Annotated in this window: 27 protein-coding genes; 8 read left to right on the top strand and 19 right to left on the bottom strand. The window is 68.2% G+C overall.

Features of this window, described 5'->3' with window-relative positions:
- Positions 1–29 precede the first annotated feature (29 nt).
- The 7 genes from RHOOR92_RS0107435 to RHOOR92_RS0107465 form a co-directional block, all read right to left on the bottom strand.
- The gene (locus tag RHOOR92_RS0107435) at positions 30–473 is read right to left on the bottom strand and encodes a host attachment protein (RefSeq protein WP_015446785.1); all 444 of its coding nucleotides are present in this window, start codon (positions 471–473) and stop codon (positions 30–32) included.
- Positions 474–515: 42 nt separating this feature from the next.
- A complete protein-coding gene (locus RHOOR92_RS0107440; RefSeq protein ID WP_231378345.1) occupies positions 516–1,271 on the bottom strand; it encodes a universal stress protein in 756 nt (251 codons plus the stop codon).
- Between the two features lie 181 nt (positions 1,272–1,452).
- Positions 1,453–3,282, bottom strand: coding sequence for a glutamine--fructose-6-phosphate transaminase (isomerizing) (glmS, locus tag RHOOR92_RS0107445; RefSeq protein ID WP_027489961.1), 1,830 nt, complete (start codon positions 3,280–3,282; stop codon positions 1,453–1,455).
- A gap of 126 nt (positions 3,283–3,408) precedes the next feature.
- Positions 3,409–4,779 (bottom strand): pyridoxal-phosphate dependent enzyme, encoded by a 1,371-nt coding sequence (locus RHOOR92_RS0107450; protein ID WP_027489962.1) that lies wholly within the window; start codon positions 4,777–4,779, stop codon positions 3,409–3,411.
- Positions 4,780–4,935: 156 nt separating this feature from the next.
- Positions 4,936–5,163: a YdcH family protein gene (locus RHOOR92_RS0107455; protein ID WP_007510956.1), complete on the bottom strand. Its 228-nt coding sequence runs from the start codon at positions 5,161–5,163 to the stop codon at positions 4,936–4,938.
- A gap of 354 nt (positions 5,164–5,517) precedes the next feature.
- Entirely contained in the window at positions 5,518–6,159 is a 642-nt protein-coding gene (locus RHOOR92_RS0107460; RefSeq protein WP_027485752.1) for a hypothetical protein, read from the bottom strand.
- Positions 6,156–6,713, bottom strand: a complete 558-nt coding sequence (locus tag RHOOR92_RS0107465; protein WP_015446780.1) for a DUF4398 domain-containing protein — start codon at positions 6,711–6,713, stop codon at positions 6,156–6,158. The genes RHOOR92_RS0107460 and RHOOR92_RS0107465 overlap by 4 nt, the downstream gene beginning before the upstream one ends.
- A gap of 86 nt (positions 6,714–6,799) precedes the next feature.
- On the opposite strand from RHOOR92_RS0107465, the gene RHOOR92_RS0107470 reads away from it, so the two are divergent.
- A complete protein-coding gene (locus tag RHOOR92_RS0107470) occupies positions 6,800–7,912 on the top strand; it encodes a PilT/PilU family type 4a pilus ATPase (protein ID WP_015446779.1) in 1,113 nt (370 codons plus the stop codon).
- 67 nt (positions 7,913–7,979) lie between these two features.
- Here the strand turns inward: RHOOR92_RS0107470 and maiA are convergent, their stop codons facing one another.
- The gene (gene maiA / locus RHOOR92_RS0107475) at positions 7,980–8,648 is read right to left on the bottom strand and encodes a maleylacetoacetate isomerase (RefSeq protein ID WP_007512514.1); all 669 of its coding nucleotides are present in this window, start codon (positions 8,646–8,648) and stop codon (positions 7,980–7,982) included.
- Between the two features lie 171 nt (positions 8,649–8,819).
- Between maiA and RHOOR92_RS0107480 the strand changes: the two genes are divergently transcribed.
- Together RHOOR92_RS0107480 and RHOOR92_RS0107485 are read left to right on the top strand one after the other, a co-directional pair.
- Positions 8,820–10,004 carry a phosphoglycerate kinase gene (locus RHOOR92_RS0107480; RefSeq protein ID WP_007512516.1) on the top strand — a complete coding sequence of 395 codons (1,185 nt, stop codon included), beginning with the start codon at positions 8,820–8,822 and terminating at the stop codon, positions 10,002–10,004.
- A complete protein-coding gene (locus RHOOR92_RS0107485) occupies positions 10,004–10,642 on the top strand; it encodes an HAD hydrolase-like protein (protein ID WP_027485749.1) in 639 nt (212 codons plus the stop codon). The genes RHOOR92_RS0107480 and RHOOR92_RS0107485 overlap by 1 nt, the downstream gene beginning before the upstream one ends.
- A gap of 103 nt (positions 10,643–10,745) precedes the next feature.
- Here the strand turns inward: RHOOR92_RS0107485 and tkt are convergent, their stop codons facing one another.
- Positions 10,746–12,755 carry a transketolase gene (gene tkt / locus RHOOR92_RS0107490; protein ID WP_007512519.1) on the bottom strand — a complete coding sequence of 670 codons (2,010 nt, stop codon included), beginning with the start codon at positions 12,753–12,755 and terminating at the stop codon, positions 10,746–10,748.
- Between the two features lie 223 nt (positions 12,756–12,978).
- On the opposite strand from tkt, the gene RHOOR92_RS0107495 reads away from it, so the two are divergent.
- Positions 12,979–13,611, top strand: a complete 633-nt coding sequence (locus RHOOR92_RS0107495; protein ID WP_027485747.1) for an outer membrane beta-barrel protein — start codon at positions 12,979–12,981, stop codon at positions 13,609–13,611.
- 174 nt (positions 13,612–13,785) lie between these two features.
- The gene (locus RHOOR92_RS0107500) at positions 13,786–14,385 is read left to right on the top strand and encodes a porin family protein (RefSeq protein ID WP_037115094.1); all 600 of its coding nucleotides are present in this window, start codon (positions 13,786–13,788) and stop codon (positions 14,383–14,385) included.
- A 173-nt stretch (positions 14,386–14,558) separates the two neighbouring features.
- On the opposite strand, the gene RHOOR92_RS0107505 is transcribed toward RHOOR92_RS0107500, so the two are convergent.
- The 4 genes from RHOOR92_RS0107505 to RHOOR92_RS0107520 form a co-directional block, all read right to left on the bottom strand.
- Positions 14,559–15,563 (bottom strand): class I fructose-bisphosphate aldolase, encoded by a 1,005-nt coding sequence (locus RHOOR92_RS0107505; protein WP_027489964.1) that lies wholly within the window; start codon positions 15,561–15,563, stop codon positions 14,559–14,561.
- Between the two features lie 143 nt (positions 15,564–15,706).
- Positions 15,707–16,147, bottom strand: coding sequence for an energy transducer TonB (locus RHOOR92_RS0107510; protein ID WP_027489965.1), 441 nt, complete (start codon positions 16,145–16,147; stop codon positions 15,707–15,709).
- A 95-nt stretch (positions 16,148–16,242) separates the two neighbouring features.
- Positions 16,243–17,715, bottom strand: a complete 1,473-nt coding sequence (gene pyk / locus RHOOR92_RS0107515) for a pyruvate kinase (protein ID WP_007512531.1) — start codon at positions 17,713–17,715, stop codon at positions 16,243–16,245.
- A 75-nt stretch (positions 17,716–17,790) separates the two neighbouring features.
- Positions 17,791–18,612, bottom strand: coding sequence for a S1/P1 nuclease (locus tag RHOOR92_RS0107520; RefSeq protein ID WP_027489966.1), 822 nt, complete (start codon positions 18,610–18,612; stop codon positions 17,791–17,793).
- Positions 18,613–18,776: 164 nt separating this feature from the next.
- Here RHOOR92_RS0107520 and gap point away from each other — a divergent pair, with 164 nt between their 5' ends.
- Positions 18,777–19,778 (top strand): type I glyceraldehyde-3-phosphate dehydrogenase, encoded by a 1,002-nt coding sequence (gap, locus tag RHOOR92_RS0107525; protein WP_007512536.1) that lies wholly within the window; start codon positions 18,777–18,779, stop codon positions 19,776–19,778.
- Between the two features lie 156 nt (positions 19,779–19,934).
- On the opposite strand, the gene fdxA is transcribed toward gap, so the two are convergent.
- Positions 19,935–20,258, bottom strand: a complete 324-nt coding sequence (gene fdxA, locus RHOOR92_RS0107530; RefSeq protein WP_007512538.1) for a ferredoxin FdxA — start codon at positions 20,256–20,258, stop codon at positions 19,935–19,937.
- Between the two features lie 144 nt (positions 20,259–20,402).
- On the opposite strand from fdxA, the gene azu reads away from it, so the two are divergent.
- Positions 20,403–20,849, top strand: a complete 447-nt coding sequence (gene azu / locus RHOOR92_RS0107535; RefSeq protein ID WP_007512540.1) for an azurin — start codon at positions 20,403–20,405, stop codon at positions 20,847–20,849.
- Between the two features lie 100 nt (positions 20,850–20,949).
- Positions 20,950–21,360: a group III truncated hemoglobin gene (locus RHOOR92_RS0107540; protein WP_027489967.1), complete on the top strand. Its 411-nt coding sequence runs from the start codon at positions 20,950–20,952 to the stop codon at positions 21,358–21,360.
- 10 nt (positions 21,361–21,370) lie between these two features.
- On the opposite strand, the gene tpx is transcribed toward RHOOR92_RS0107540, so the two are convergent.
- The 5 genes from tpx to RHOOR92_RS0107565 form a co-directional block, all read right to left on the bottom strand.
- Complete coding sequence (gene tpx / locus RHOOR92_RS0107545) at positions 21,371–21,871, bottom strand: thiol peroxidase (RefSeq protein ID WP_027489968.1); 501 nt, start codon at positions 21,869–21,871, stop codon at positions 21,371–21,373.
- 26 nt (positions 21,872–21,897) lie between these two features.
- Entirely contained in the window at positions 21,898–22,335 is a 438-nt protein-coding gene (locus tag RHOOR92_RS0107550; RefSeq protein ID WP_027489969.1) for a membrane protein, read from the bottom strand.
- 88 nt (positions 22,336–22,423) lie between these two features.
- Positions 22,424–22,996: an SCO family protein gene (locus RHOOR92_RS0107555; protein WP_027489970.1), complete on the bottom strand. Its 573-nt coding sequence runs from the start codon at positions 22,994–22,996 to the stop codon at positions 22,424–22,426.
- A gap of 8 nt (positions 22,997–23,004) precedes the next feature.
- Entirely contained in the window at positions 23,005–23,769 is a 765-nt protein-coding gene (locus RHOOR92_RS0107560; protein ID WP_015446765.1) for a formylglycine-generating enzyme family protein, read from the bottom strand.
- A 177-nt stretch (positions 23,770–23,946) separates the two neighbouring features.
- The gene (locus RHOOR92_RS0107565) at positions 23,947–25,197 is read right to left on the bottom strand and encodes an NnrS family protein (protein ID WP_015446764.1); all 1,251 of its coding nucleotides are present in this window, start codon (positions 25,195–25,197) and stop codon (positions 23,947–23,949) included.
- Positions 25,198–25,295 lie beyond the last annotated feature (98 nt).

Here is a 25,295-nt window from a genome sequence, read left to right on the forward strand (position 1 = left end):
GACGGACGGCTCCAGGCGGCGGGCCCCGCCTACCTGAGCCATTCCCGCGGCAGTCGCGCATGGATCTCGTCGGCCGTCAGCCCGGCGATGTCGAGCTTGAGTTCACCGACGATGCTGGCACGCAGGGACTTGCTGAAGTGCGTGTGCAACACACCGAGCAGATGCGGCGCCGCGACCAGCACCAGGCGCTCGAAGCGCCCGGTGCGGTGGTCGTGTTCCAGCGTCTCGCCGATGGTACGCGCAAACGCATCGAGGCTTTTCCCGGGCAGGCTCGTGTGCGGTTCGATGGCATGGCGCGACGGCCCCGCGCTCTCGTTGGTGCGCGGCAGGCGGTCGGTCGGCGCATCGCGGCCGAGCGCGCGGCCATCGGGGTTGACCAGGCAGGCGACCTCGGTCCACGCCGCGGGCTTCGCAGCCGCCTCGAAGCATCGCGCCCTCACGCTGTCGGTGACGACGACCATCGTGTTCGGCATATCGAACCTCCTGCGGGTGTGTGCAAGGCGGCTACACGGACGTCAATGCCGCATCACCACCGGAATGTCGGCATGACTCAGGACATGGCGGGTGGCGCCGCCGAAGAACCATTCGCTGAAACGGGTGCGGCCATAGGCACCCATCACCAGCAGGCCGGCGTCAACCTCCGCCGCCGCCGCGAGCAGGGCCTGGCCGGCCTCTTCGTCGCTGGCGAGCAGCCGGCGTTCCTCGGCACGGACGCCGTGCCGTCGGAGATAGACGTCCAGGTCGAACTGCGGCTTCCAGTCGATCTCGGTGAGGGCCTTTCGTGGTGTTCCACTCAGCACGACCACGCGGCCGGCGCGCGCCAGCAGCGGTCGCGCCGCATGGATCGCCCGGATCGCCTCGGGCGAGCCGTTCCAAGCCACGGCAATGCATTCCGGCGTGGGCGACGGCGTCCCCTCCGGCGGCACGATCAAACACGGAATCTCCACGGAAAGCGCAATACGGCCCAGTTCGGCGGCGCTCTCCTCCGGCACCGGCGTGCGTTCCAGCACCAGCAGATCGTGCCAGTTGCCGATGTGCCCAAGCACGCTCGGCAGATCGCCTTCGGCGACCTGCCAGGCTGCCTTTTTCGCCCCGTGTTCGCCGGCCCAGCGGACGAACGCAGGGGCGGCGGCGGAAGCGCTCTCCACCAGCTCGCGGATGCCTTCCAGCACGTAGGTCATCAGCTCCGGCGTCTCGTAGGTCGGCGCCATTGCCAGCGGCGACGGACTGACGTAGAGGCCGGTCAACGAGGCATCCAGCGCACCGGCCATGCGTGCCGCGTACGCCGGACCCCGCGACCACGTGGCGAAACTGCTGGCATAGGCCAGGATGTCCTGCATGCCGCGGCCCTCCTTCACGCAGGCCAATCTAGCGGCGCCGCGCGCAGGGAGCTTGACCTCGATCAACTACCGCGTGCAAAGGCCTGCGCGGGCCGCATGGCCATTCACCGCCTCATTCCACGGTGACCGACTTGGCCAGGTTGCGCGGCTGGTCTACGTCGGTGCCGCGCAGCACGGCGACGTGGTAGGCCAGCAGTTGCAGCGGCACGGTGAACACGGCCGGGGCGATGAAGCTGCCGCCGGATTCCACCCGCAGCATGGTGCCGCTGCCGGCCATGTCGTCCATGCCGGCAGCACCGTCGGCGAACACGATCAGGCGCCCGCCGCGGGCGCGTACCTCCTGCAGGTTGGATTTCAGCTTGTCCAGCAGCGGGCCGTTCGGCGCCACCGCCACCACCGGCATGTTCTCGTCGACCAGCGCCAGCGGGCCGTGCTTGAGTTCGCCGGCCGCATACGCTTCGGCGTGGATGTAGGAGATTTCCTTGAGCTTCAGCGCACCCTCCAGCGCCACCGGATACTGCACGCCGCGGCCGAGGAACAGCGCATGCTGGCGCTGGATGAAGTCGGCCGCCAGCTCGATGATCGCCGGTTCCATCTGCAGCGCCTCCCCGATCGCGCGCGGCAGGCGCTGCAGCTCGGCGCACAGCGCCGCGTAACGGTCGTCGTCGAGGCCGTGGCGGCGGGCCAGCTCCAGCGTCAGCAGGGCGAGCCCGGCCAGCTGGGTGGTGAAGGCCTTGGTCGAAGCCACGCCGATCTCGGGGCCGGCGCGGGTCATCAGCTTCAGGTCGGCCTCGCGCACCACCGAGGATTCGGGCACGTTGCAGATCGCCAGCGTGCCGAGGTAGCCGCGGCGGCGCGATTCGCGCATCGCCGCCAGGGTGTCGGCGGTTTCGCCGGATTGCGAGATCGCCACGAACAGCGTGCCCTCGGGCACCACCGTCTCGCGGTAGCGGTACTCGCTGGCCACTTCCACCGCGACCGGCAGTCGCGCGTACTCCTCGATCCAGTACTTGGCGACCAGGCCGGCGTGGTAGCTGGTGCCGCAGGCGACGATGTGCAGGCCGCGGGTGGCCTGCAGCAAGGCGCCGCTGTCGATGCCGAAGATGTTCGGCAGCACGCCGTGCGGGCCGATGCGCGCCTCCAGCGTGTCGGCCACTGCGCGCGGCTGCTCGAAGATCTCCTTCTGCATGTAGTGGCGGTACTCGCCGCGCTCGACCGCGTCGGTGGACAGCTCGCTCTCGTGCACCGCGCGCTCGACCGGCGTGCCGTCGAGGCCGTACACCTGCACGCTGTCGCGGGTGATCTCGACCACGTCGTCCTCGTCAAGGTAGATCATCCGGTTGGTGACCTGGATCAGCGCCTGCGCGTCGGAGCCGAGGAAGTTCTCGCCGATGCCCACGCCGACCAGCAGCGGCGCGCCGCGCCGCGCACCGACCACGCGGTCAGGCTCGTCGCTGCTGATCACCGCGATGGCGTAGGCGCCTTCCAGCTCGCGTACGGTGGCCAGCACCGCCTCGCGCAGCTTCATGCCCTGGCCGATGTGGCGGTCGATCAGCGCGGCCATCACTTCGGTGTCGGTTTCGGAAGTGAACACGTGGCCGCCGGCCTGCAGCCCGGCGCGCAGGCTGGCGTAGTTCTCGATGATGCCGTTGTGCACGATCGCCACGCGGCCGGCGATGTGCGGATGCGCGTTCGCCTCGCTCGGCACGCCGTGGGTGGCCCAGCGGGTATGCGCGATGCCGGTGCCGCCGGGCAGCGGGTCGGCCAGGTACAGCGCCTCCATCTCGCGTACCTTGCCCTTGGCGCGCACGCGGCGGATCGTGCCGCGGTCGAGCACGGCCACGCCGGAGGAGTCGTAGCCGCGATATTCGAGGGCTTTCAGGCCGGCGATCAGCAGCGGCGCGACGTCACGCTGGGCTACGGCAGCAACAATTCCGCACATCGGGGCAGCTCCCTGGGTTGGGTGGCGGAGCCTCGGGCCCCGCCATGGGCAAGCGATTGTGGCTGCACTGCATTGACGCAACCTTTCGCGCACCGGCGGCTACGCACCGGCGCGGCGCCGAATCGTTCAATCCACCTTGCGGCGCAGCCAGTTCAGCAGGTCGATCCGGGTGATCAGGCCGAGGAAGTCCTCGCCGTCGACCACGATCGCCACGTGGCCGCGCTCGAACACCGGCAGCAGCGACTCGATCGGCGAACGCACGTCGAGCTTCTGCAGGTTGGTCATCATCGCAGTCGACACCGGGTCGCGGAAGCGCGCGCCGTCGGCGTGCACGTGGATCAGCACGTCGGACTCGTCGACGATGCCGACCAGCTTGCGGCCATCCATCACCGGCAGCTGCGACACGTCGTACAGCTTCATGCGGTTGTAGGCGGTGATCAGCAGCTCGTTCGGGCCGACCACCACGGTGTCGCGCTGGGCGAACGGGCGCAGCAGCAGGTCGCGCAGGTCGCCGTGCTGCTCGCGTTCGATGAAGCCGTTGTCGAGCATCCAGTAGTCGTTGTAGAGCTTGGACAGGTACTTGTTGCCGGTGTCGCAGACCAGGGTGACCACGCGCTTCGGGTTGGTCTGCTCGCGGCAGTAGCGCAGCGCCGCGGCGACCAGGGTGCCGGTGGACGAGCCGCCCAGGATGCCTTCCTTCGCCAGCAGTTCGCGCGCGGTGAGGAAGCTTTCCTTGTCGGGAATCGCATAGGCCTTCTTGACCCGGGTGAAGTCGCTGATCGAGGGCAGGAAATCCTCGCCGATGCCCTCGACCATCCAGCTGGCGGACTTGGTCGAGAGCGTGCCCTCGTTGATGTACTGCGCCAGGATCGAACCGACCGGGTCGGCCAGGATGAGTTCGGTCTGCGGCGAGTGCCCGGCGAAGAATTTCGACAGGCCGCTCAGCGTGCCCGACGAGCCGCAGCCGACCACGATCGCGTCGACCCGGCCGTCCATCTGTTCGAGGATCTCCGGCCCGGTGGTGGCGATGTGCGCGGCCGGATTGTCGGGGTTGCCGAACTGGTTGATGAAGTAGGCGCCGGGCGTTTCGCGCGCGATCCGCTCGGCCATGTCCTGGTAGTACTCGGGGTGGCCCTTGGCCACGTCGGAGCGGGTCAGCACCACTTCCGCGCCCATCGCCTTGAGGTTGAAGATTTTCTCGCGGCTCATCTTGTCCGGCACCACCAGGATCAGGCGGTAGCCTTTCTGCTGCGCGACCAAGGCCAGGCCCAGGCCGGTGTTGCCGGCGGTGCCCTCGACCAGGATGTCGCCCGGGCGGATGCGGCCGTCCTTCTCGGCGCCCTCGATCATCGACAGGCCGATGCGGTCCTTGATCGAGCCGCCGGGGTTGGTGCTCTCCAGCTTGAGGAACAGTTCGCACGGCCCGGTGTCCAGGCGCTGCGCGCGCACCATCGGGGTACGTCCGATCAGTTCGAGGACACTCTGGTGGACCGTCATGGGGACTCCGTCGCTGGGGCGGCCGCGGGCGATGCCGCGGCTGCAGGATCGCCATGATAACCGCTCGACCCGGGCGTACGCCGCAAACGCGGCGGCCCCGGCACCTCGCCCGCTGCGCGGGAAAGGCCGGGGCCGCGTTCGCGTGAAGCAGCAGACTCAGTGGATGAGGTGCGCCCGACTTGCCCACATGCGCTCGAGCCGCGCCTTGGCCAGCAGTTTCTCCTTCTTCATGCTGGCGAGGGTGACGTCGTCGATGGGCAGCACGCCGATGTCGGCGTCGTGCACCTTGCTGTCGAGCTCCCGATGATGCTGATAGAGCCGCCGGAATTCGGCGTCGGCCTTCATCAATGCCTCGACATCGTCACGCTGCTGGTTTTCAAACATGATCCGACCTCCTCGCGAGTTGACGTGCGGATGCGACAGGACGCATCCGCAGACGGTGAACGCACGCACACACCCCATCGCCCGCGCCGGATGACCGGGACGCAGGGGAAGCATGGAAACAAGGGATGAGCGCATGGTTCGGGTCAGTAGCCCACACGGCCTGGATGCCTCGTGGGACTCTGACCCTACTCCGCCGCCACGGGGGTCGCAAGAGCCTCCGCAGGCGCCTCGCGAAACCCGGAAGTCCACGTGAAAAAGCTGTCAAAACAGCCTTTTACATTTGACCGACGACAGCCTCGGCGAAGCGCCCCGCCGCGCTGGCGGGACGCCCGGCACACCCTGCCGGCAGGCCGCTCAACGATGCTGTTTCGAGGCGTCCGGGGCCGCGTCGGCAGGCTTGTCGGCGTCCTGCATCTGCGAACGCATTGCCTTGGCGGCCTGAGCCGCCAGCTCGGCCTGGCGCTTGGCGGCCCGGGCCACCTTGCTCTGCGCCGCCGCCAGCTTTTTGGCCCGCTCGGCTTCGGCACGCGCCTGCTCGGCCGCTTGCGAGTATTCCAGCCCCTGCGCCTGCAACCGGGCAGCCTCTTCCTGCGCCAGCTGGTACTGCAGGCGCTGGCGTTCCAGCTCGCGCCGCGCCAGTTCCGCATCGCGCCGACTGTTGTCGAGCAGGATCTGGTCGTGCTCGCGGTCGAGCTGGGTCAGCTTGATCTGGGCGTCCTGCAGCTGCGCGGCGGTCTTGGCCAGATCGACCCGGCGTTCGGCCAGGTACAGCACGTGCGGTCGCTCGCGCGAGCTGGCCTGGGCCAGCCGGTTGATCGCGTCGCGCGCGCGCGCCTGTTCGGCTTGCGCGTAGCCGCCCATGCCCGGATCGTTGGCGAGCTGGTTGAGGCTGCCGGTCAGGCGGTTGATGTCGATGTCGTCCTGGCGGGCATGTGCCGGGCCGAGCATGGCCAGTGCCAGCGCAACCGCGGCCAGGGTGGCGGTGGAACGCTTCATGGCTGGCCTCCCTGGGTGTTCGCGGCCGGTTGCTGGACGGTGTCGGGCACGGTCTGGAAACCGTCGGCCGGCGGCGCGGACAGCACCGACGACGCCGGCGCCGGCATCTCCCCGGCCGGCGCTGCGCTGGACGGCGGTGCCGGCGGCGGCGCCTGGGCGGCGGCCGCCGCCTGCTCGCCCTGCTGGCGCAGGCGGGTGTTCTCCTGCACCTTGCTCTGGATCTGCGCCCGCGCCGCACCCAGCCGGGCCTTGGCCTGGGCCAGTTCGGCGTCGGCCCGCGACTCCTCGGCCAGGTTCGCCGCGTCGGCGTACTTGCGCTCGGCCATCGCCGCCTGCGCCAGCTGGAACTTGTCCTGCGCAAAGCCCAGGTCCACCGGCGCATAGTCCGCCGCTCCCGCATCGCGGGCCATCTGCAGCTGGTTTTGCGCCTGATTCATCGAGTCATTCGGCGGCGGCGCCGAGGCGCAGCCGGTCAGCGCCAGGATCAGGACCAGGGCGGCCAGCGCCGTGCGGGTACGGCGCGTCGAGCCGGCCGGCGGGGAAAAGATGTACATCACATTCCTCATGGTGTGTCGCAGCGTATTGTGGGCGGGCATAATCCATCATTGCAACGCGCATTTCGCCAACCCAGGGGTCATTCGTGGATATCGGCTACTTCCTCAAGCTTATGGTAGACAAGGGCGCGTCGGACATGTTCCTGTCCACCGGCGCCCCGGTGAATATCAAGGTCGAGGGCAAGCTGTACCCGCTGGGCAACACCGGCCTGCCCAGCGGCATGGTCAAGAAGATCGCCTATTCGCTGATGGACGAGGGCCAGGTACCGCAGTTCGAACGCGACCTGGAACTGAACATGGCGCTGGCGGTGAAGGAAGCCGGCCGTTTCCGCATCAACGTGTTCAAGCAGCGCGGCGAAGTGGGCATGGTGATCCGCGCGATCAAGAGCGAGATCCCCAGCATCGACCAGCTGCAGTTGCCCGGCATCTTCCGCGACCTGATCATGGAGCCGCGCGGCCTGATCCTGGTGGTCGGCGCCACCGGTTCGGGCAAGTCGACCACGCTGGCGGCGATGCTCGACCAGCGCAACACCAATTCGCCCGGGCACATCCTCACCATCGAGGACCCGATCGAATACCTGCACCGGCACAAGAAGTCGATCGTCAACCAGCGCGAGGTGGGGCTGGACACGCACAGCTACCACGAAGCGCTGAAGAACGCGATGCGCGAGGCGCCGGACGTGATCATGATCGGCGAGATCCGCGACACCGACACGATGGAGGCGGCGATCGCGTTCTCCGAGACCGGCCACCTGTGCCTGGCCACGCTGCACTCCAACAACGCCGACCAGACGCTGGAGCGCATCCTCAACTTCTTCCCCGAGTCGGCGCACAAGAACGTGCTGATGAACCTGGCGCTGAATCTGCGCGCGGTGATCAGCCAGCGCCTGGTACTCGGCAAGGACGGCCGCCGCATCCCGGCCGCCGAGGTGTTGCTGAACACCCCGCTGATCCGCGACATGATCCGCCGCGGCCAGATCCACGAGATCAAGGAAGCGATGGACCGCAGCCTGCAGGAAGGCATGCAGACCTTCGACCAGTCGCTGTACAAGCTGTACAAGGAAGGCCGCGTGGAGCTGGAGGAAGCGCTCAACAAGTCCGATTCGCGCGACGGCCTGGCGCTGAAGATCCGCCTGGCCGAAGGCGGGTCCAGCGACGAGGCGCTGGCTGGCAACGACCCGTACGGCATGGGGTTCTGAGAGCCAGGGCATGAGTGAGGAGGAGTGAGAGACGGCACAAGCCGCCTCACCCTGCGCTCGCTCGTTTCTAGCTCTGCGGCGCGTCCGGCTGCGCCTCCGGCGCCGCGCGGCGGAACGCCTCCAGCTCGTTGCACGACTGGTAGATGCGCGCGATGGTCGGGTAGTCGTCCAGCGGCAGCTTCCAGCGCAGCGCGTTGTAGACCTGCGGGATCAGGCAGGCATCGGCCATGCCCGGCGTCTCGCCGTGGCAATAGCGGCCAGTGGCCACGCTGTCGCCCAGCAGCAACTCGATCGCCTGGAAGCCCGCGCCGATCCAGTGCCGCGACCACGCCGCGCGCTGCTCTTCGCTGGCACCGAATTCGGTTTCCAGCTGCTGCAGCACACGCAGGTTGCCGAGCGGGTGGATGTCGCAACACACTGCCATCGCCAGCGCACGCACCTGCGCGCGGCCACGCGCGTCGACCGGCAGCAGGGCCGTTTCCAGCTCCGGGTGCATTTCGTCGAGGTATTCCATGATCGCCAGCGACTGGGTGATCACGCGGTCCCCGTCGAGCAGGCAGGGCACCATTTCCTGCGGGTTGAGCGTGCGGTAGTCCGCCGCGTGCTGCTCGCCGCCGTCGCGCACCAGGTGCACCGGGCGTGTCTCGTAGTCGAGGCCCTTCAGGTTCAGCGCGATGCGCACCCGATACGCGGCACTGGAACGCCAGTAGCCATACAGCACCAAACCGTTAGCCATGAACCATCTCCCCCGACGGACAAGCGCAGTTTGCCACAGTGTGAACCGGGCACATGGCGCGCCGCAACGCACCGGCCGACCGCTGCGTTTGCATCGGTCCCCGGCGGGCCGGACAATAGGCGGTTACCGCCCATGAGGGGCTGTCCCCTTGTCCATTACCGGAGTGCCGCCGTGTCCGTCATCCGCATGAGTGACCTCGATGTGCGCGATCAGCGCGTGCTGATCCGCGAAGACCTGAACGTGCCGATCGACGACCACGGCCGGATCACCTCCACCCAGCGCCTCGACGCCGCGCTGCCCACGATCCGGGCCGCCCGCGACGCCGGCGCGCAGGTGATGGTGATGTCGCACCTGGGCCGGCCGAAGGAAGGCCAGTTCGACGCCGAATCCTCGCTGGCGCCGGTGGCGCTGTGGCTGAGCAGCAAGCTCGACCAGCCGGTGCGGCTGGTGGCCGACTACCTGGTCAACGGCGTCGAGGTGGCGGCCGGCGAGGTGGTGCTGCTGGAAAATTGCCGCATGAACGTCGGCGAGGGCAAGGACGACGAGGCGCTGGCGAAGAAATATGCCGCGCTGTGCGACATCTTCGTGATGGATGCGTTCGGCACCGCGCACCGCGCGCAGGCCTCCACCCACGGCGTGATCAAGTTCGCCCCGGTGGCCGCCGCCGGCCCGCTGCTGTGCGCCGAACTCGACGCGCTGGGCAAGGCGCTGGAACACCCGGCACACCCGCTGCTGGCGATCGTGGCCGGCTCCAAGGTATCGACCAAGCTGACCCTGCTGGAAAACCTGATCGGCAAGGTGGACCAGCTGATCGTCGGCGGCGGTATCGCCAACACCTTCATCGCCGCGATGGGCCATTCGGTCGGCAACTCGTTGTACGAGCCGGACCTGATCGACGCCGCGAAGAAGGTGCTGGCCGACGCGAAGCGCCGCGGCGCCGAGGTGCCGATGCCGGTCGACGTGGTGGTGGCGCCGACCTTCTCGGCGCAGGCCCCGGCCACGGTGAAGCCGGTCGACCAGGTCGGCGCGGACGAGATGATCCTCGATATCGGCCCGCAGACCGCCCAAACCTATGCCGCGCTGATCGCCAGCGCCGGCACCGTGGTGTGGAACGGCCCGGTCGGGGTGTTCGAGTTCGACGCGTTCGGCAAGGGCACCGAGACGCTGGCGCGGGCGGTCGCCGCGTCGAAGGCGTTCTCGATCGCCGGCGGCGGCGACACGCTGGCCGCGGTCGACAAGTACGGCATCGCCGACCAGGTCTCCTACATCTCCACCGGCGGCGGCGCGTTCCTGGAATTCCTGGAAGGCAAGGAGCTACCCGCGGTGGCCGCGTTGAAGGCGCGAGCGGCGAAGTAATGCTCTGCCTGTTCGACCTCGACGGTACCCTGATCGATTCCGAGCACGGCATCACCGCCTGCGTGAAACATGCGCTGGCGCGGCTGGACGTGCCGACACCGGCCGCCGAGGAGCTGCGCCGCTGGATCGGCCCGCCGCTGCGGCACAGCTTCGCGCCGCTGCTGGACCACGACGCCGAACGCATCGAGGCGGCAGTGGCGTACTACCACGAGCGCTTCGATACGCTGGGCTGGCGCGAGCACGCCGTCTATCCGGGCATCGAGGCGCTGATCGGGCAGCTGCGCAGCGCCGGCCACCAGCTCGCCGTGGTCACCGGCAAGCCGCAACATCACGCCGCACCGATCGTCGAACAGCTGCCGTTCGGCGCGGCGTTCGAGCGCCTGTACGGCCCCCATCCCGGCAGCGCACACAGCGAGAAGGCCACGATGATCGCCGCGGCACTGGCCGACTTCGGCGCCGACCCGGCCGGCGCGGTGATGATCGGCGACCGCCACTTCGACATCGACGGCGCCGTGGCCAACCGGGTGAACGGCATCGGCGTGCTGTGGGGCTTCGGCAGCCGCGCGGAACTGCAGCGCGCCGGCGCCCACGCGCTCGCAGCGAAGCCGGACGAACTGGCCGCGCTGCTGCTCGGCTGATCCGTTCCGTCATTTCCTGTAGGAGCCCGCTGGCGGGCGATGCTTTTCTGGCCTCTCGCCAGGAACATCGCCCGCCAGCGGGCTCCTACCCGGGTGGGTGAGCTCAGCGGATAACGCGCTTCACCGCGTCGATCACGTGCGCCACGGTGAAGCCGAAGTGCTCGAACAGCTGCGGCGCGGGCGCGGAGGCGCCGAACGTGGTCATGCCTACCACCTCGCCATCCAGGCCCACGTACTTGCGCCAGAAGTCAGCGGTGGCCGCTTCCACCGCCACGCGGGCGCGGCACCAGAGCGGCAGCACGCCTTCGCGGTATTCCAGCGGCTGCGCGTCGAACACCTCGGTACACGGCATCGACACCACGCGCACGGCCACGCCCTGCTGCGCCAGCGCGCGCGACGCTTCCATCGCCAGTTCCACTTCCGAGCCGGTGGCGATCAGGATCGCCTGGAACTTCGTGTCCAGCGGATCGGACAGCACGTAGCCGCCGCGCGCGATGTCGGCCACCTGCCGTGCGCCGCGCTGCTGGTGCCTGAGGTTCTGCCGCGAGAACACCAGGCACGACGGCGCGCCCTTGCGCTCGATCGCCGCCTTCCACGATGCCGCCGATTCCACCGCGTCGCACGGACGCCACAACTGGTTGTTCGGGATGTAGCGCAGGGACGCCATGTGCTCGACCGGCTGGTGGGTCGGGCCGTCCTCGCCCAGGCCGATCGAGTCGTGCGTGTAGACGTGGATCGCGTGGGCCGGGATCAGCGCGCTCATGCGCACCGCGTTGCGCGCGTAGTCGGAGAACACCAGGAAGGTCGCGTCGTACGGGATGAAGCCGCCATGCAGCGCCACGCCGTTGGCGATCGCGGTCATGCCGAATTCGCGCACGCCGTAGTAGACGTAGTTGCCCTTGCCGTCGGCGCTGTCGCCGGTGGCCGCGTCGAGGCTGCCCTTCCACTTGGTCAGGTTGGAGCCGGCCAGGTCGGCCGAACCGCCGAGCAGCTCCGGCAGCAGCGGCGCAAACGCCTCGATGCTCATCTGCGAGGCCTTGCGCGAGGCCACTTCGGGACCGTCGGCCTGCAGCTTGTCGATGAACGCCTGCGACTTCGCGGCCCAGTCGGCCGGCAGCTCGCCGCGCATGCGGCGGTTGAATTCGGCGGCCAGCTGCGGATGCGCGGCGGCGTACTTCGCGAAGGCGTCGTTCCACACCTGTTCGGCGGCGGCGCCCCTGGTCTTGTGGTCCCAGCCGGCGTAGATCTCGGCCGGGATCTCGAACGGTGCGTACTTCCAGCCCAGCTGCTCGCGCGCGGCGGCGATCTCGTCCTTGCCCAGCGCGGCGCCGTGGCTTTCCTCCTTGCCCTGCTTGTTCGGTGCGCCGAAGCCGATGATGGTTTTCGCGCAGATCAGGGTGGGCTTGTCGCGCTGCGCGGCGGCCTTCGCGATCGCCTGCCTGATCGCCTCGGCATCGTGTCCGTCGACGCCGCGGATCACGTTCCAGCCGTAGGCCTCGAAGCGCGCCGGGGTGTCGTCGGTGAACCAGCCGTGCACCTCGCCGTCGATCGAGATGCCGTTGTCGTCGTAGATCGCCACCAGCTTGCCGAGCTGCCAGGTGCCGGCCAGCGAGGCGACTTCGTGCGAGATGCCTTCCATCAGGCAGCCGTCGCCGAGGAACACATAGGTGTGATGATCGACCACGTCATGACCGGGGCGGTTGAAATGCGCCGCCAGCACCTTCTCGGCCAGCGCGAAGCCAACCGCGTTGGCCAGGCCCTGGCCGAGCGGGCCGGTGGTGGTTTCCACGCCTGGCGTTTCGCTGGCCTCCGGATGGCCGGCGGTCTTTGAATGCAGCTGGCGGAAGCGCTTCAACTGCTCCATCGGCAGGTCGAAGCCGGTCAGGTGCAACAGCGCGTACTGCAGCATCGAGCCGTGGCCGTTGGAGAGCACGAAGCGGTCGCGGTTGAACCACTTCGGGTTGGCCGGATTGAACTTCAGGAAGTCGTTCCACAGCACTTCGGCGAGGTCGGCCATGCCCATCGGCATGCCCGGATGACCGGACCTGGCCGCCTCCACGGCGTCCATGGCAAGGGCGCGCACGGCATTGGCGAGTTCGCGGCGGGTGGTCATCGGGCGGTCTCCGGAAGATGCAAAAGCGCCATTGTCGCCGATCCGGCCGTCGGCTGTCGCCCGCGACCACGGGATTAATCACCGCTTAACCTCAGACCATACGGTTCGGCCGGCTTCAGCCTCGCCCCACTATCACTACGCCCCGCGGCGCCATCCCCAAGCGCTGCCCGACCGCGCGCCCTGTTCCGTGGCGCCGGCCCGGCCCAAAAAAGAGGAGTACCCCATGAAAAAGACTCTGTTTGCCCTTGCTCTCGCCTCCGCCACGCTGGGCGCCCTGCCTGCCTTTGCGCAGGACAGCGAAGCCACCACGGCCGCCGGCGGCAATTTCCAGCCGTCGCAGCCGATCGGCAGCGGCAACTGGTTCATCAACGGCAGTGTCGGCCAGGCGCACATGCGCGTGGGCCCGTACGACGACCATCCGACCACCTACGCGCTCAACGGCGGCTACCGCTGGAAGGTGGGCCAGGACCTGGGCCTGGGCGTGGAGGTCGGCTACAACGACCTCGGCAATTTCAGGCTGAAGAATGCCTTCAACAGCAACGACGTCAACCTGACCTCGCAGCGCCAGGCACTGCGCGGCTGGACCGCCGGCGTCAACGGCAAGATCGACGTATGGCGCGGCCTGTACCTCAGCGGCCGCACCGGCGTGTACGGCTGGAAGGGCCACGGCTACGCCAACCAGGACGTCAACCGGCACCATCTGGACAAGGTCGACTGGTACGCCGGCGTGGGTGCCGGTTACGACTTCAGCGAGCACTTCGGCCTCGGTCTGTCGTACGACTACTACCGTGCGAACAAGGACCACATCAAGTTGAGTTCTGACACCGCCTCGCTGACCGCGGAATACCGTTTCTGAGCCCCTGTCGGCAGCGAATTAACCCAAGCTTAATACTGAACTAATCGGTATTGAATCTTCCGGGCCACGACCCATCTAAGCAATCGGATGCCGCCGCTCGAACGGACGGCGCACCGCCAGCAGCGGCCACTCCCCCTCAGGGCCGACTGCCATGACAACAACTGGAGAAGCTCCATGAAAATGAACAAGACCCTGCTTGCCCTCGCCTTTGCCTCCGCCGGCCTGCTGGCCATTCCCGCTGCGTTCGCGCAGAGCGCGCCGACCCACAATGACGGTTGGTTCATCAATGGCAATGTCGGCCAGGCCTCGCTCAACCATGGCCCGTACGACGACAGCACCACCGGCTACGGCATCAATGGTGGCTACCGCTGGGCGCTGAACCCGTCGCTCGCGCTGGGCGCCGAGGTGGGCTACAACGACCTGGGCAACATCCACCCGAAGAACGTCTTCAACAGCCAGCCGGTCGTCGACCGCGGCAAGTCGCAGCTGCACGGCTGGACCGCCGGCGTGAACGGCCATTTCAACGTCAGCCCGAACTGGTACGTCAGCGCGCGCACCGGCATCTACGGCTGGAAAGGTCACGGCCTCAGCAATGACGTCAACCCGGTCCGCAAGGGCCTGGACAACACCAGCTGGTACGCCGGTGCCGGCGTGGGCTACGACTTCAGCAACAACGTCAGCGTGGGCCTGAACTACGACTACTACGACGCGAAGAAGGATCGCGTGAACCTGAGCACCGACATGGTCTCGGTCAGCGCGGAATACCGCTTCTGAGCTTCACCGTTTCATGCATGACAAAAAGGGCGCCGTGAGGCGCCCTTTTTGCTGTAGGAGCCCGCTCGCGGGCGATGCTTTATCTTGAGACATCAGAGCACAAGCATCGCCCGCGAGCGGGCTCCTACGACGCGGATCACCAGGCGACCGCCAGCAACGGCACCGTCGGGCGATCAGCCGTTCCACTGCCCCAGCGCGGCCAGGCCGTTGTCGCGCGCACGGGCGTGCACGGTCTTCTGCGCTTCGGCGTAGTTCGCCTTCATGTCCTTCGACCACAGCTTCAGCGCCGCCTGCTGCATGGCGCGGCCGTAGGAGAACGACAGCGGCCACGGGTGCGGGCCGATCTGGTTCATCGCGTTGAGGTGGGCGGTGGACTGTTCGTCGGTCTGCCCGCCGGAGAGGAACACGATGCCCGGCAGCGAGGCCGGCACGGTGGACTTCAGCACGCGCACGGTGGCCTCGGCCACTTCCTCGACGTCGGCCTGCTCGTCGCAATCCTTGCCCGGGATGACCATGCTGACCTTGAGGATGGTGCCTTCCAGCATCACGTTCTGCTCGTACAGCGCGTTGAACAGGCTGCGCAGCACCGCTTCGTGCACTTCGTAGCTGATCTCGATGCTGTGGTCGCCGTCCATGATCACCTCGGGCTCGACCATCGGCACCAGGCCGGCCTCCTGGCACAGCGCGGCGTAACGGGCCAGCACGTGGCAGTTCGCCTCGATCGCGGTGGAGCTGGGGTTTTCCTCGGAGATGTTGATCACCGCGCGCCACTTGCAGAACTGGGCGCCCAGCTTCACGTACTCCTGCAGGCGCTCGCGCAGGCCGTCGAGGCCTTCGGTGACCACGTCGCCGGGGAAGCCGGCCAGCGGCTGCGGGCCCTTGTCGACCTTGATGCCGGGGATGATGCCGAGCTTCTTCATCACCTCGGTGAACGGCACGCCGTCGCGGGTCTTCTGGCGAATCGTCTCGTCGTACAGGATCGCACCGGAGATGTGCTCGTTCAGGCCCGGCGTGGTCAGCAGCAGTTCGCGGTAGGCGCGACGGTTCTCCTCGGTGTTCTCGATGCCGACCGCCTCGAAGCGCTTCTTGATGGTGTTGGTCGACTCGTCGATGGCGATGATGCCCTTGCCGGGCGCGACCATCGCCAGGGCGATGCTTTCGAGATCTTCAATACTCATGACGACTCCGTGGTGCGGGGGCGTGCCCGCCCGCACATGGTTGAAGCCGCCTCGGGGCCGAAGCGGCGCGGTTCAAAACGGCGATTATAGGCCAGATCGGCGGCCGCCAGCGCCAGAGCGCGGCGGGGCCGGACTGTATCGGCTCAGGGGGTGTAGCCGGGCAGCTTGCACTGGTCCATCAAGTGCTGGCGCTGGGCCGGATCCTTCGGCGCATTGAACGGCACGATGTAGTAGGTGGCGACCGGCTCGCCGATGCGGTTGCTCAGCGACGGGCCGTAGCGGAAATTGGAGACCGCGCTGTGCGCCGCCGGGCCGAGGTCGCTCTTGGGCACCAGCTTGGCCACCTGCACGTTCATCGGCACACCGTCGGAACCGATCGTGTAGGTCACTGCCGCGCAGCCGGGCTGGTCCAGGTTGAGGCCGCTGTTGGGCACGTCCATCTTCACCTGCGTATTGAGCAGGATCCAGTAGCGGTACAGCTCCGGCTGGTCGATCCGGCGCGTCTGCGCCAGCACCGGCGCGACGAAGCCCAGCGCCAACGCCAGCAGCAGACCCTGACGAAGCAGACGGGACACGGATTTCATGGCGTTCTCCTGGCCGGGGTGACGACATGAAGTGTAGCGGCATTGCCGCCCGGCACCAGTCGGGACCCGGCGGCCGGACAGCCGCGCGTCAGGCGTCACAGCTCGCGCTGGCTCTCGACCGTGCCATCGGGGCCGACCGAGAGCAGCTTCAGCGTGTTGGTGCCGCCGACGTGGCCGACGCGGTCGCCGTAGGTGATCACCACGCTATCGCCCTCGACCAGCTTGCCCTGCTCGAACAAGAGCCGCACCGCGGCGCGGGTGGAGGCAGCCATGCTCTGCTTCTCGCCGTGGCTGAACGCCACCGGCTGCACGTCGCGCAGCACCAGCATGCGCCGGCGCGCGGCGGCGGATGGCGACATGCCGTAGATCGGCACCGCGCTGCGGTAGCGCGACAGCCACTGGGCGGTGGCGCCGGATTCGGTCAGCGCCACGATCGCCCGCACGTCGAGCTGGCCGGCCAGCACCATCGCGGCCAGCGCGATCGCCTGGTCGGTGCGCTTCATCTGTTGGCTGACGCTGGCCAGATCCTCCTTCGGCTCGAACTGGCGTTCGGCGCCGAGGCAGATCCGCGTCAGCGCCGCCACCGCCTTGTCCGGGTGCGCGCCGGCCGCGCTCTCCTCCGACAGCATCACCGCGTCGGTGCCGTCGATCACCGCGTTGGCCACGTCGAGCACTTCGGCGCGGGTCGGGATCGGCGAGCGCACCATCGACTGCAGCATCTGCGTGGCGGTGATCACCGCGCGGTTGCGCTGCACCGTCTCGCGGATGATCTTCTTCTGCAGGCCGGGCAGCTCGGCGTCGCCGATCTCCACGCCGAGGTCGCCGCGCGCCACCATCACTACGTCGGAGGCGTCGATGATCTCGCCCAGCACCGGGATCGCGTCCGCGCGCTCGATCTTCGCCACCAGCGCCGCGCTGCCGCCGGCCTCGTGCAGCAGGCGGCGCGCCTGGTGCATATCCTCGGCCGAACGCACGAACGACACCGCGAGGAAATCCGCGCCGATCTCGGCAGCCAGCTTGATGTCGGCCTTGTCCTTGTCCGACAGCGCAGTCACCGACAGCCCGCCGCCCTGCCGGTTGAGCCCCTTGCGGTTGGACAGCTTGCCGCCGATCAGCACCGTGCAGCGCACCTCGGCGCCGGCCACTTCGTGCACGCTCAGCGCGATCAGCCCGTCGTCCAGCAACAGCACGTCGCCGGCGTGCACATCGTGCGGCAGGCCGTAGTAGCTCACGCCGACGCGGCTCGCGTCGCCGGGCGGCGCGTCGGGGCGGCAATCGAGCACGAACGAGGCGCCTTCGGCGAGTTCCACCGGCCCGTTGGCGAAGGTCTCGATGCGGATCTTCGGCCCCTGCAGGTCGGCCAGGATGCCGACTTCGCGCCCGACGGCGAGCGACGCCGCACGCACCGCGCTGGCGCGGGCGCGGTGGTCGTCCGGCTGGCCGTGCGAGAGGTTCAGGCGGGCCACGTTGACGCCTTCGGCGATGATCTTCTCGAGCATGCCCGGCGCATCGGTGGCGGGGCCGAGGGTGGCGACGATCTTGGTGCGGCGCAGGGGATTGGCGTTCATGTGTCGAGGCTAGCAGATGCCGTGCGGCGCGCCATCACCTTGCATTCGTATGCAATGCGCCGCGCCGACACCCGCTCACCGCGGCGCCAACGCCAGGTTGAGCACGGCAGCGAGCCGGCGCCCGGCGATGCGCAGCCGGTTTTCGGCCACCGGCAGCTCGGCGTCGACATAGGTCCGGCCGATCTTGTGGCCGTCCGGATAGAAGCCGGCCACGGCGGTGGCCCGGCAGGATTCCTCCGCCCACTGCGCGTAAGGGTCGCCCAGCGGCGCGATCGGCGCCGGCAGCGGCGCCGGACCCTCGGCGTCCAGTTTCGCCGCGTAGGCCTGCCAGTCCAGCCCGCGCGTCCCCAGCATGCCCGAGTCCCAGACCCGGTGCAGGTTGCTGCCCTTGCCCTCGAACTGCACCTGGTACCGGTTGCCGCCGAGGTCGTCACGGTAGCCGGCATGCAGCGGCTGGTGCACATCACCCGCGAAGTGCACCACGAATTTCAGGGCCTCCAGGCGCGCGGCGTCGCCTTGCGCCTTGTCGCCGAGGATCGCCACGTAGCGCGCCAGCCCCGCGACGATGCATGCGCCGTCGCGGCAGTCGCGCGGCGGCAGGTAGTCGCAACCCGGGCCGCCACGGAAATTGACGTAGTGCAGCTTGCGCGTCTGCTGCCACAACGTGGCCTGCGCGGGGTCGTCCTGGATCTGGTCGGGCCAGTTGGCGACATCGGCCAGTCGCGTGACGTGGTCCGCCGCCAGCAGGCGTTCCACCTCGGCCCTGGCGGCGGGGCCGAGGTGCCGCTGCGCCAGCTCGGCGACCACGCGGTGACCGAGCGGCCCCCAGGCGCGGACTGCCGGTGCGACCGCGAACAGGATGGCCGCGAAGGCCAGCGAACAACGACGCAGAGACATGGCGACCACCGGCGCAAAAGGCCGCAGTCTGCCACAGCGACAATCCGGCGCGGGCGATCCGGGCGCTTTCATTGTAAGATTTCGCGGCTGAAACAGCGGCGCCGCGACCCGCGGCTGCCCATCCTCATCGCCACATCCCATCGCCCTCAGGAGGACGTTCCCTCATGACCATCAAGGTCGGCATCAACGGCTTTGGCCGCATCGGTCGCAACGTGCTGCGCGCAGCCGTGCAGAACTTCAGCAACGACATCGAGATCGTCGCGATCAACGACCTGCTGGAGCCGGACTACCTCGCCTACATGCTGAAGCACGACTCCGTGCACGGCCGCTTCGAGGGCGACGTCAAGGTCGACGGCGGCCACCTGGTGGTCAACGGCAAGCGCATCCGCCTGACCCAGGAACGCGACCCGGCCAACCTGAAGTGGAACGAGGTGAACGCCGACGTGGTGATCGAGTCCACCGGCCTGTTCCTGACCAAGGAAGCGGCGCAGAAGCACCTCGACGCCGGCGCGAAGAAGGTGATCCTGTCGGCGCCGTCCAAGGACGCCACGCCGATGTTCGTCTACGGCGTGAACCACCAGAAGTACGCCGGCGAGGCGATCGTCTCCAACGCCAGCTGCACCACCAACTGCCTGGCGCCGGTGGCCAAGGTGCTGAACGACAAGTGGGGCATCAAGCGCGGCCTGATGACCACCGTGCACGCCGCCACCGCCACGCAGAAGACCGTGGACGGCCCGAGCAACAAGGACTGGCGCGGCGGCCGCGGCATCCTGGAGAACATCATTCCCTCCTCCACCGGCGCGGCCAAGGCCGTCGGCGTGGTGATCCCCGAGCTCAACAAGAAGCTCACCGGCATGAGCTTCCGCGTGCCGACCTCGGACGTGTCGGTGGTCGACCTCACCGTGGAACTGGAGCAGCCGGCGACCTACGAGGAGATCAAGGCCGAGATGAAGGCGCAGAGCGAAGGCGCGCTCAAGGGCATCCTGGGCTACACCGAGGACAAGGTGGTGGCCACCGACTTCCGCGGCGACGCGCGCACCTCGATCTTCGATGCCGACGCAGGCATCGCACTGGACGACAGCTTCGTCAAGCTGGTCAGCTGGTACGACAACGAGTGGGGCTACTCGAACAAGTGCCTGGAGATGGTGCGGGTGGTGGCGAAGTAAGCCTGACCCCGCGCGACACGAAAAAGCCGGGCACCACCCGGCTTTTTTTACGCCCCGTAGGAGCCCGCTCGCGGGCGATACTCTTGGGGTCGGGAATTGGGAATCGCAAGATCAACAGCATCGCCCGCGAGCGGGCTCCTACGGGGGGCAGGCAATTCAGCGCTGCAGCAGCGGCAGCTTGTTCGGCACACCGTCCCACTTGTCGGCGTCTTCCATCGACGGGATCTTGCTGGTCAGCACCGGCCACTCCTTGGCCAGCTCGGCGTTGATCGACATGAAGATCTCCTGCCCCGCCGGCACGTCGAGCTCGGGGAAGATCGCGCCGACCGGGCACTCCTCCACGCACAACGTGCAGTCGATGCATTCGTCCGGGTCGATCACCAGGAAGTTCGGCCCCGCGTGGAAGCAGTCCACCGGACACACCTCGACGCAATCGGTGTGCTTGCAGTTGATGCAGTTTTCGGTAACGACGTGCGTCATCGTGCCTCCTTCCGGCATCCGCCGGTGATGGCTAGAGTGTCGAATGACGGCAGGTGCCGTGGCAATGACGCAGATCAGTGCCCGCCGCGCGCCGCCGCTGCAGAATCCATCCGCATTTCACCACTTCCCCAGGAGCGACACCCCATGCGCAAACTGATTGCCCTTGCCCTGCTCGGCCTACTCTCCACCCCGCTGATGGCCGCCGAGTGCGCCACCACGGTCGAGGCCAGCGACGCCATGCAGTTCAACACCAAGACCATCACCGTGCCGAAGACCTGCAAGACCTTCAAGGTGACCCTGAAGCACACCGGCAAGCTGCCGGTCACCGCGATGGGCCACAACTGGGTGCTCGCGCATAGCGCCGACGAATCCGGCGTGATCGCCGACGGCATGAAGGCCGGCGCCGCCAACAGCTACGAGAAGCCCGGCGACGCCCGCATCATCGCGCATACCAAACTGATCGGCGGCGGCGAATCGGACACCGCCACGATCAACGTGACCAAGCTGAAGGCCGGCGAGCAGTACGCCTACTTCTGCACCTTCCCCGGCCACGCCGCGCTGATGAAGGGCACGTTGAGCCTGGGTCAGTAAGCTTGGCGGACCAGCGACGCATCCGGCCGTGATGGCCGGATGCGTTTTTGTTGGTACGGGCATCACACACCGTTCCGCGCACGGATCCATCATGTCCCGCATGAACCCATCCTCGCCACTGGATGAACCGGCCCTCGCCCGGCTGGTCGACCGTTTCTACGAGAAAGTGCGGCGCGACGCGCAGCTCGGCCCGATCTTCAATGCGGCGGTGCACGACTGGGACGAACACAAGCGCCTGCTGACCTCGTTCTGGGCCTCGGTGGCGTTGCGCGCGGGCAGCTACCGCGGCAACCCGATGGGCGCGCACCGGCCGCACCCGATCCGCGCCGAACACTTCGACCGCTGGCTCGCGCTGTGGCGCGAGACCACCGCCGAGGAACTGGACGAGGCCGGCGCCGCACAGATGCTGGAATACGCCGAGCGCATCGGCCGCAGCCTCAAGCTGGGCCTCGGCCTGTACCCGCAGGCGCAGCCGTTCGGCGTGCCGATCGTGGGCATCGGCAAGCCGTAGGCGATCGTTCTCAGCCCAGCGCCTTCAGCGCCGCGTCGTAGTTCGGCTCGTGGCCGATCTCGCTGACCAGCTCGGCGTGCAGCACCTTGTCATGGCCGTCCAGCACCAGCACCGCGCGCGCGGCCAATCCGGCCAGCGGGCCGCTGGCAATCGCCACGCCGTAGTCGTTGAGGAACTGGCGCCCGCGCATCAGCGACAGGTTGGTCACCCGCTCCAGCCCCTCGGCGCCGCAGAAGCGTGCCTGCGCGAACGGCAGGTCGGCCGAGATGCACAGCACCACGGTGTTGTCGAGCTTGCCGGCCAGTTCGTTGAAACGGCGCACCGAGGCGGCGCACACCCCGGTGTCGATGCTGGGGAAGATGTTCAGCACCTTGCGCTTGCCAGCGAAGCCGGAAAGCGCCACGTCGGACAGGTCGCCGCCGACCAGGCTGAATGCCGGCGCGGTCGAACCGACCGCGGGAAACTGGCCGTCGACGCTGATCGGCTGGCCCTTGAACGTGACCTGGGACATCGTGCACCTCGTGTGTAGATGGATGGCTACAAGTAGAACATGGTCTTGGCCAGGAAGACGATGCCCACCATCAGGCCCAGCACCGCGCGATGGGTGTGCCGGAAGCGGCAGACGTCCATCTTGCCGCTGCGCATCGCCCACATCGCGTTGATGAACACGCCGAGCACGCCGAACGCCAGCAGCACCTTCAGCAGCAGCCAGTTGCCGAAGCGGCTGCCCACGCAGGACAGGCCGTCGCAACGGATGTCGAACAGCATGAAGCCGCTGGCGAACAGCAGCACCACGATCACCGGCATGAACCGGCGCACGCGCGCCATGATCGACTGTTCGATGCGCTGCATGGTGGCCGTGTCGAACTGCCGATGCAGCGCCTCGACCACCAGCACCTCGAATGCTACCGCGCCGGCGAACACGATGGCGCACGCCAGGTGCACCAGCACGATCCACGGATACCAGGCAACCATGCAGCGTCTCCCGAAGTTTTCCGGGAAGTCTGCTCGCCGGCGGCCACTGCCGCGCTGACATGGATCAGCCGGCGGCGGAGCGGGTCCCTCAGTCGTGCGGCTGCGCAACCACCTTGCGGATCGCCTCCACGAAGCCGGGATCGAGCTTGCCGATCTGCGCGGTGCGGGCGGCGATGCGGCCTTCGGCATCGAGCAGGATCAGTTCGCTCGAGTGGTTGAACTCGCCATCGGGCAGTTGCCGGTACTGCAGGCCGAGCACGCCGGACAACTGGCGCACCTGCGCCGGCTCGGCGCGCGCCAGGGTCCAGATGCGCGGATCGAGCTTGCGCTTCTGCGCGTAGCTCTTCAGCGTGGCCACGCCGTCGCGCGCCGGGTCGAAGCTCACTGCGAGCAGGTCGATCCGTGCGCGCGTGGCCGGGTCCAGCGCATTGCGGGTCAGCCGCAGGCTGTCGATGATCATCGGGCAGACCATCTGGCACGAGGTGTAGAACATCGTCACCAGCTGCGGGCGGCCGCGTCGATCGGCCAGCGTCTGTCGATGGCCGTCCTGGTCGGTCAGCTGCAGCGGCAGGTTGTACACGGAGTCGCCGGGCAGCGGCGTGGCGGCTCGCGTGCTGCCGAACAGCAGGAGCATCGCGAGCAGGGGCAACAGGCGTTTCATGCATTACCTCACTGGGGCTTCGCGCAACGGAAGCCCATGTTGTTGGTGGTGTCGGCGGCCTTCAGCGCGGACAGCATCGCGATGCGCATCAGCACCGCGTAGTTCTCCTTTTCCTGCAGGCTGATCGCGCCGGCACCGCAGAACTTCAATACGTCGGGGTCGTTCTGGTCGCGGCTGTCGCTGGCCACCAGCAGCGCGTTGAAGTCGTCCACCCACTCCCACACCGGCTGCGTGATGTCGCGCACGCCGTAGGTGTTGGGTGCGCCGCCGATGGCCGGCAGCGGCGCATTGGACGGGCGCGAGTACCAGGCCAGCAGGGTCTCGCGCCAGGCCGGGTCGCTGCGCGCGTCGCGGCGGGTGGCGTCGGCCGCCGCCGCGTACTCCCACTCGTACCAGTTGGGCAGGCGGGCGCCTTCGCTCTCGCAGTAAGCCTGGGCGGCGAACCAGCTGACCCGGGTCACCGGCTGCCTGGGCAGCACCTCGCTGCCCAACGCATCGGCACCGGCCCAGTGGCTGAGATAACGTCGATCGGCCAGGATGCTGGCGACGCGATCGCGCCGCCACTGCGGATGGGCCTTCACGAAGGCCAGGAACTCGGCATTGGTGACCGGCTCGGTGCGCAGGCGGAACGGCGCGACCTGCGCTGCTGCCGCCTTGCCGTCGGCCGGCAGCACGCTGGCGAAGCGGCCCCCCGGCAGGGCGGCATAGTCCGCCGCCGCCGCCGGCAGCGCCAGCATCAGGCCAAGCCAGGCCAGGACCCATCGTGCGCGCATCTTCAGTGCTCCGCTGCGGCCGCGGCGACGACGAGAAACGGTGGACGTGACATGGGCGGTCTCCGTGAGTCCTTGCGCGTCCTAGCCTAGGCGATCGCCCGGCTGCGCCGCTGACTTGGGTCAACCCGAACTCTGTCGGGGCCGCGCTGCGTCACCCTGCCGCGGCCCGCGCTCCGTTCAACCCGGCTTGCCGTCCGCCCGCGGCGTCAGGTAGATCCATGCCGAGCGCAGTACCCACGGCAGGAATGCCAGCAGCCAGCCGTAGGCGGCGATCACCAGCCACAGGTAGACATCCCCACCCAGCTCGGCACGGATGCGCAGCAGCGCCACCAGCTGCAGCAGGCCGAAGCACAGCCAGGCCACCGCGCCCATCTGCAGCGGGCGGCCGGAATGGCCCATGGTGACCCGCGTCACCATGGCCACCAGCATCGAGCCGAAGAAACCGATCGCCAGCGCATGCAGCGGCGCGCGGCCGAGGATCAGATGCCCGCTGGTCGCGTACACCACGTCCTGCACCGCGTACAGCACGAACGCCACCGGCAGCCACGCGAACGCCAGGTGCAGCACGGCCAGGATGCCCGGGCGCATCGCCCGCCACGGTCGCCAGGTCAGCGAATGCCATGCGAACACCAGTGCCAGCGGCACGTCGACCAGCCACAGCCAGCCCAGCGCGACTCGCCATTCCAGCAGCAGGTGCGCCAGCAGCAATGCCCATACCACCGGCATGCTCCAGTCCGGCCGGACCACCTCGTAGCCCTTCACCATGTTGCCGGTGAAGAACGGCAGCATGCGGTGCATCACCGAGAAGTAGATCGGCAGCAGCAGGCCGTAGGTGCCCAGCTTGATCGCCAGCAGCGCGCAATCGGCCGGCGCACCGAACAGGTAGGCCAGGAACACCGCCAGCCCCAGGCAGCCCAGGCTCAACGCCATCAGGCAGGAACGCGCATGGCCCTTGCGCTCGGCCACCGAGGCACGCAGCACCCCGCCCAGTGTCCACACGCCAACCAGGTAGCCGACCAGCATCACGGCGATGCCCAGCTTCAGCAGCCACGGCAGGTCGAGCAGGCCGACGTTCGCCAGCACGTAGCCGCCGAACACGCAGCCAGCCACCGGCAGGTAGCGCGTCTTGGGCAGGTCCGGCCGCCCCAGCCAGCGCGGGAACGTGGTCATCAGGAAGCCGAACATGAACAGCGGGAACAGGCCGTACTGGATCAGCATCGCGTGCGCCCAGCCAGGCGGTATCGACGGCTGCGGCCAGCCGGCCAGACCGAAGCGCATCCAGGTCAGCTCCACCGCCCACCAGGTCATGCTGAGCAACACCGCGACGGTACCGGCCAGGAACAGCGGCCGATGCGGCGCGGAAGCCAGCAGCGCCGTCAGCTGCGCCGGTGCGACCGCTTCCGCCGCGGGAGATCGTGATTCAGCCATGCCGATGCCAACCCGAACGAGAATGATTCACCATGGTGGCAGGTTAGCACCCGCACGGACACTGATCTGTGTCAGCCCCCCCGGAGCGCCTCGCGGCG

Origin of the sequence: Rhodanobacter sp. OR92, assembly GCF_000427545.1 — a bacterium.
GTDB classification, from domain to species: domain Bacteria; phylum Pseudomonadota; class Gammaproteobacteria; order Xanthomonadales; family Rhodanobacteraceae; genus Rhodanobacter; species Rhodanobacter denitrificans.

What these genes read in the sequence shown, in the direction of transcription:
- maiA (WP_007512514.1), bottom strand. Translation starts at nt 8,648, where the DNA reads ATGGCTAACGGTTTGGTGCTGTATGGCTACTGGCGTTCCAGTGCCGCG.
- RHOOR92_RS0107435 (WP_015446785.1), bottom strand. Translation starts at nt 473, where the DNA reads ATGCCGAACACGATGGTCGTCGTCACCGACAGCGTGAGGGCGCGATGC.
- RHOOR92_RS0107500 (WP_037115094.1), top strand. Translation starts at nt 13,786, where the DNA reads ATGAAAATGAACAAGACCCTGCTTGCCCTCGCCTTTGCCTCCGCCGGC.
- RHOOR92_RS0107460 (WP_027485752.1), bottom strand. Translation starts at nt 6,159, where the DNA reads ATGAAGCGTTCCACCGCCACCCTGGCCGCGGTTGCGCTGGCACTGGCC.
- RHOOR92_RS0107510 (WP_027489965.1), bottom strand. Translation starts at nt 16,147, where the DNA reads ATGAAATCCGTGTCCCGTCTGCTTCGTCAGGGTCTGCTGCTGGCGTTG.
- pyk (WP_007512531.1), bottom strand. Translation starts at nt 17,715, where the DNA reads ATGAACGCCAATCCCCTGCGCCGCACCAAGATCGTCGCCACCCTCGGC.
- RHOOR92_RS0107465 (WP_015446780.1), bottom strand. Translation starts at nt 6,713, where the DNA reads ATGTACATCTTTTCCCCGCCGGCCGGCTCGACGCGCCGTACCCGCACG.
- RHOOR92_RS0107450 (WP_027489962.1), bottom strand. Translation starts at nt 4,779, where the DNA reads ATGACGGTCCACCAGAGTGTCCTCGAACTGATCGGACGTACCCCGATG.
- tpx (WP_027489968.1), bottom strand. Translation starts at nt 21,871, where the DNA reads ATGTCCCAGGTCACGTTCAAGGGCCAGCCGATCAGCGTCGACGGCCAG.
- glmS (WP_027489961.1), bottom strand. Translation starts at nt 3,282, where the DNA reads ATGTGCGGAATTGTTGCTGCCGTAGCCCAGCGTGACGTCGCGCCGCTG.
- RHOOR92_RS0107540 (WP_027489967.1), top strand. Translation starts at nt 20,950, where the DNA reads ATGAACCCATCCTCGCCACTGGATGAACCGGCCCTCGCCCGGCTGGTC.
- RHOOR92_RS0107455 (WP_007510956.1), bottom strand. Translation starts at nt 5,163, where the DNA reads ATGTTTGAAAACCAGCAGCGTGACGATGTCGAGGCATTGATGAAGGCC.
- RHOOR92_RS0107520 (WP_027489966.1), bottom strand. Translation starts at nt 18,612, where the DNA reads ATGTCTCTGCGTCGTTGTTCGCTGGCCTTCGCGGCCATCCTGTTCGCG.
- RHOOR92_RS0107565 (WP_015446764.1), bottom strand. Translation starts at nt 25,197, where the DNA reads ATGGCTGAATCACGATCTCCCGCGGCGGAAGCGGTCGCACCGGCGCAG.
- gap (WP_007512536.1), top strand. Translation starts at nt 18,777, where the DNA reads ATGACCATCAAGGTCGGCATCAACGGCTTTGGCCGCATCGGTCGCAAC.
- RHOOR92_RS0107560 (WP_015446765.1), bottom strand. Translation starts at nt 23,769, where the DNA reads ATGCGCGCACGATGGGTCCTGGCCTGGCTTGGCCTGATGCTGGCGCTG.
- azu (WP_007512540.1), top strand. Translation starts at nt 20,403, where the DNA reads ATGCGCAAACTGATTGCCCTTGCCCTGCTCGGCCTACTCTCCACCCCG.
- tkt (WP_007512519.1), bottom strand. Translation starts at nt 12,755, where the DNA reads ATGACCACCCGCCGCGAACTCGCCAATGCCGTGCGCGCCCTTGCCATG.
- RHOOR92_RS0107550 (WP_027489969.1), bottom strand. Translation starts at nt 22,335, where the DNA reads ATGGTTGCCTGGTATCCGTGGATCGTGCTGGTGCACCTGGCGTGCGCC.
- RHOOR92_RS0107440 (WP_231378345.1), bottom strand. Translation starts at nt 1,271, where the DNA reads ATGGCCGGTGCGCTGGATGCCTCGTTGACCGGCCTCTACGTCAGTCCG.
- RHOOR92_RS0107505 (WP_027489964.1), bottom strand. Translation starts at nt 15,563, where the DNA reads ATGAGTATTGAAGATCTCGAAAGCATCGCCCTGGCGATGGTCGCGCCC.
- RHOOR92_RS0107485 (WP_027485749.1), top strand. Translation starts at nt 10,004, where the DNA reads ATGCTCTGCCTGTTCGACCTCGACGGTACCCTGATCGATTCCGAGCAC.
- RHOOR92_RS0107555 (WP_027489970.1), bottom strand. Translation starts at nt 22,996, where the DNA reads ATGAAACGCCTGTTGCCCCTGCTCGCGATGCTCCTGCTGTTCGGCAGC.
- fdxA (WP_007512538.1), bottom strand. Translation starts at nt 20,258, where the DNA reads ATGACGCACGTCGTTACCGAAAACTGCATCAACTGCAAGCACACCGAT.
- RHOOR92_RS0107495 (WP_027485747.1), top strand. Translation starts at nt 12,979, where the DNA reads ATGAAAAAGACTCTGTTTGCCCTTGCTCTCGCCTCCGCCACGCTGGGC.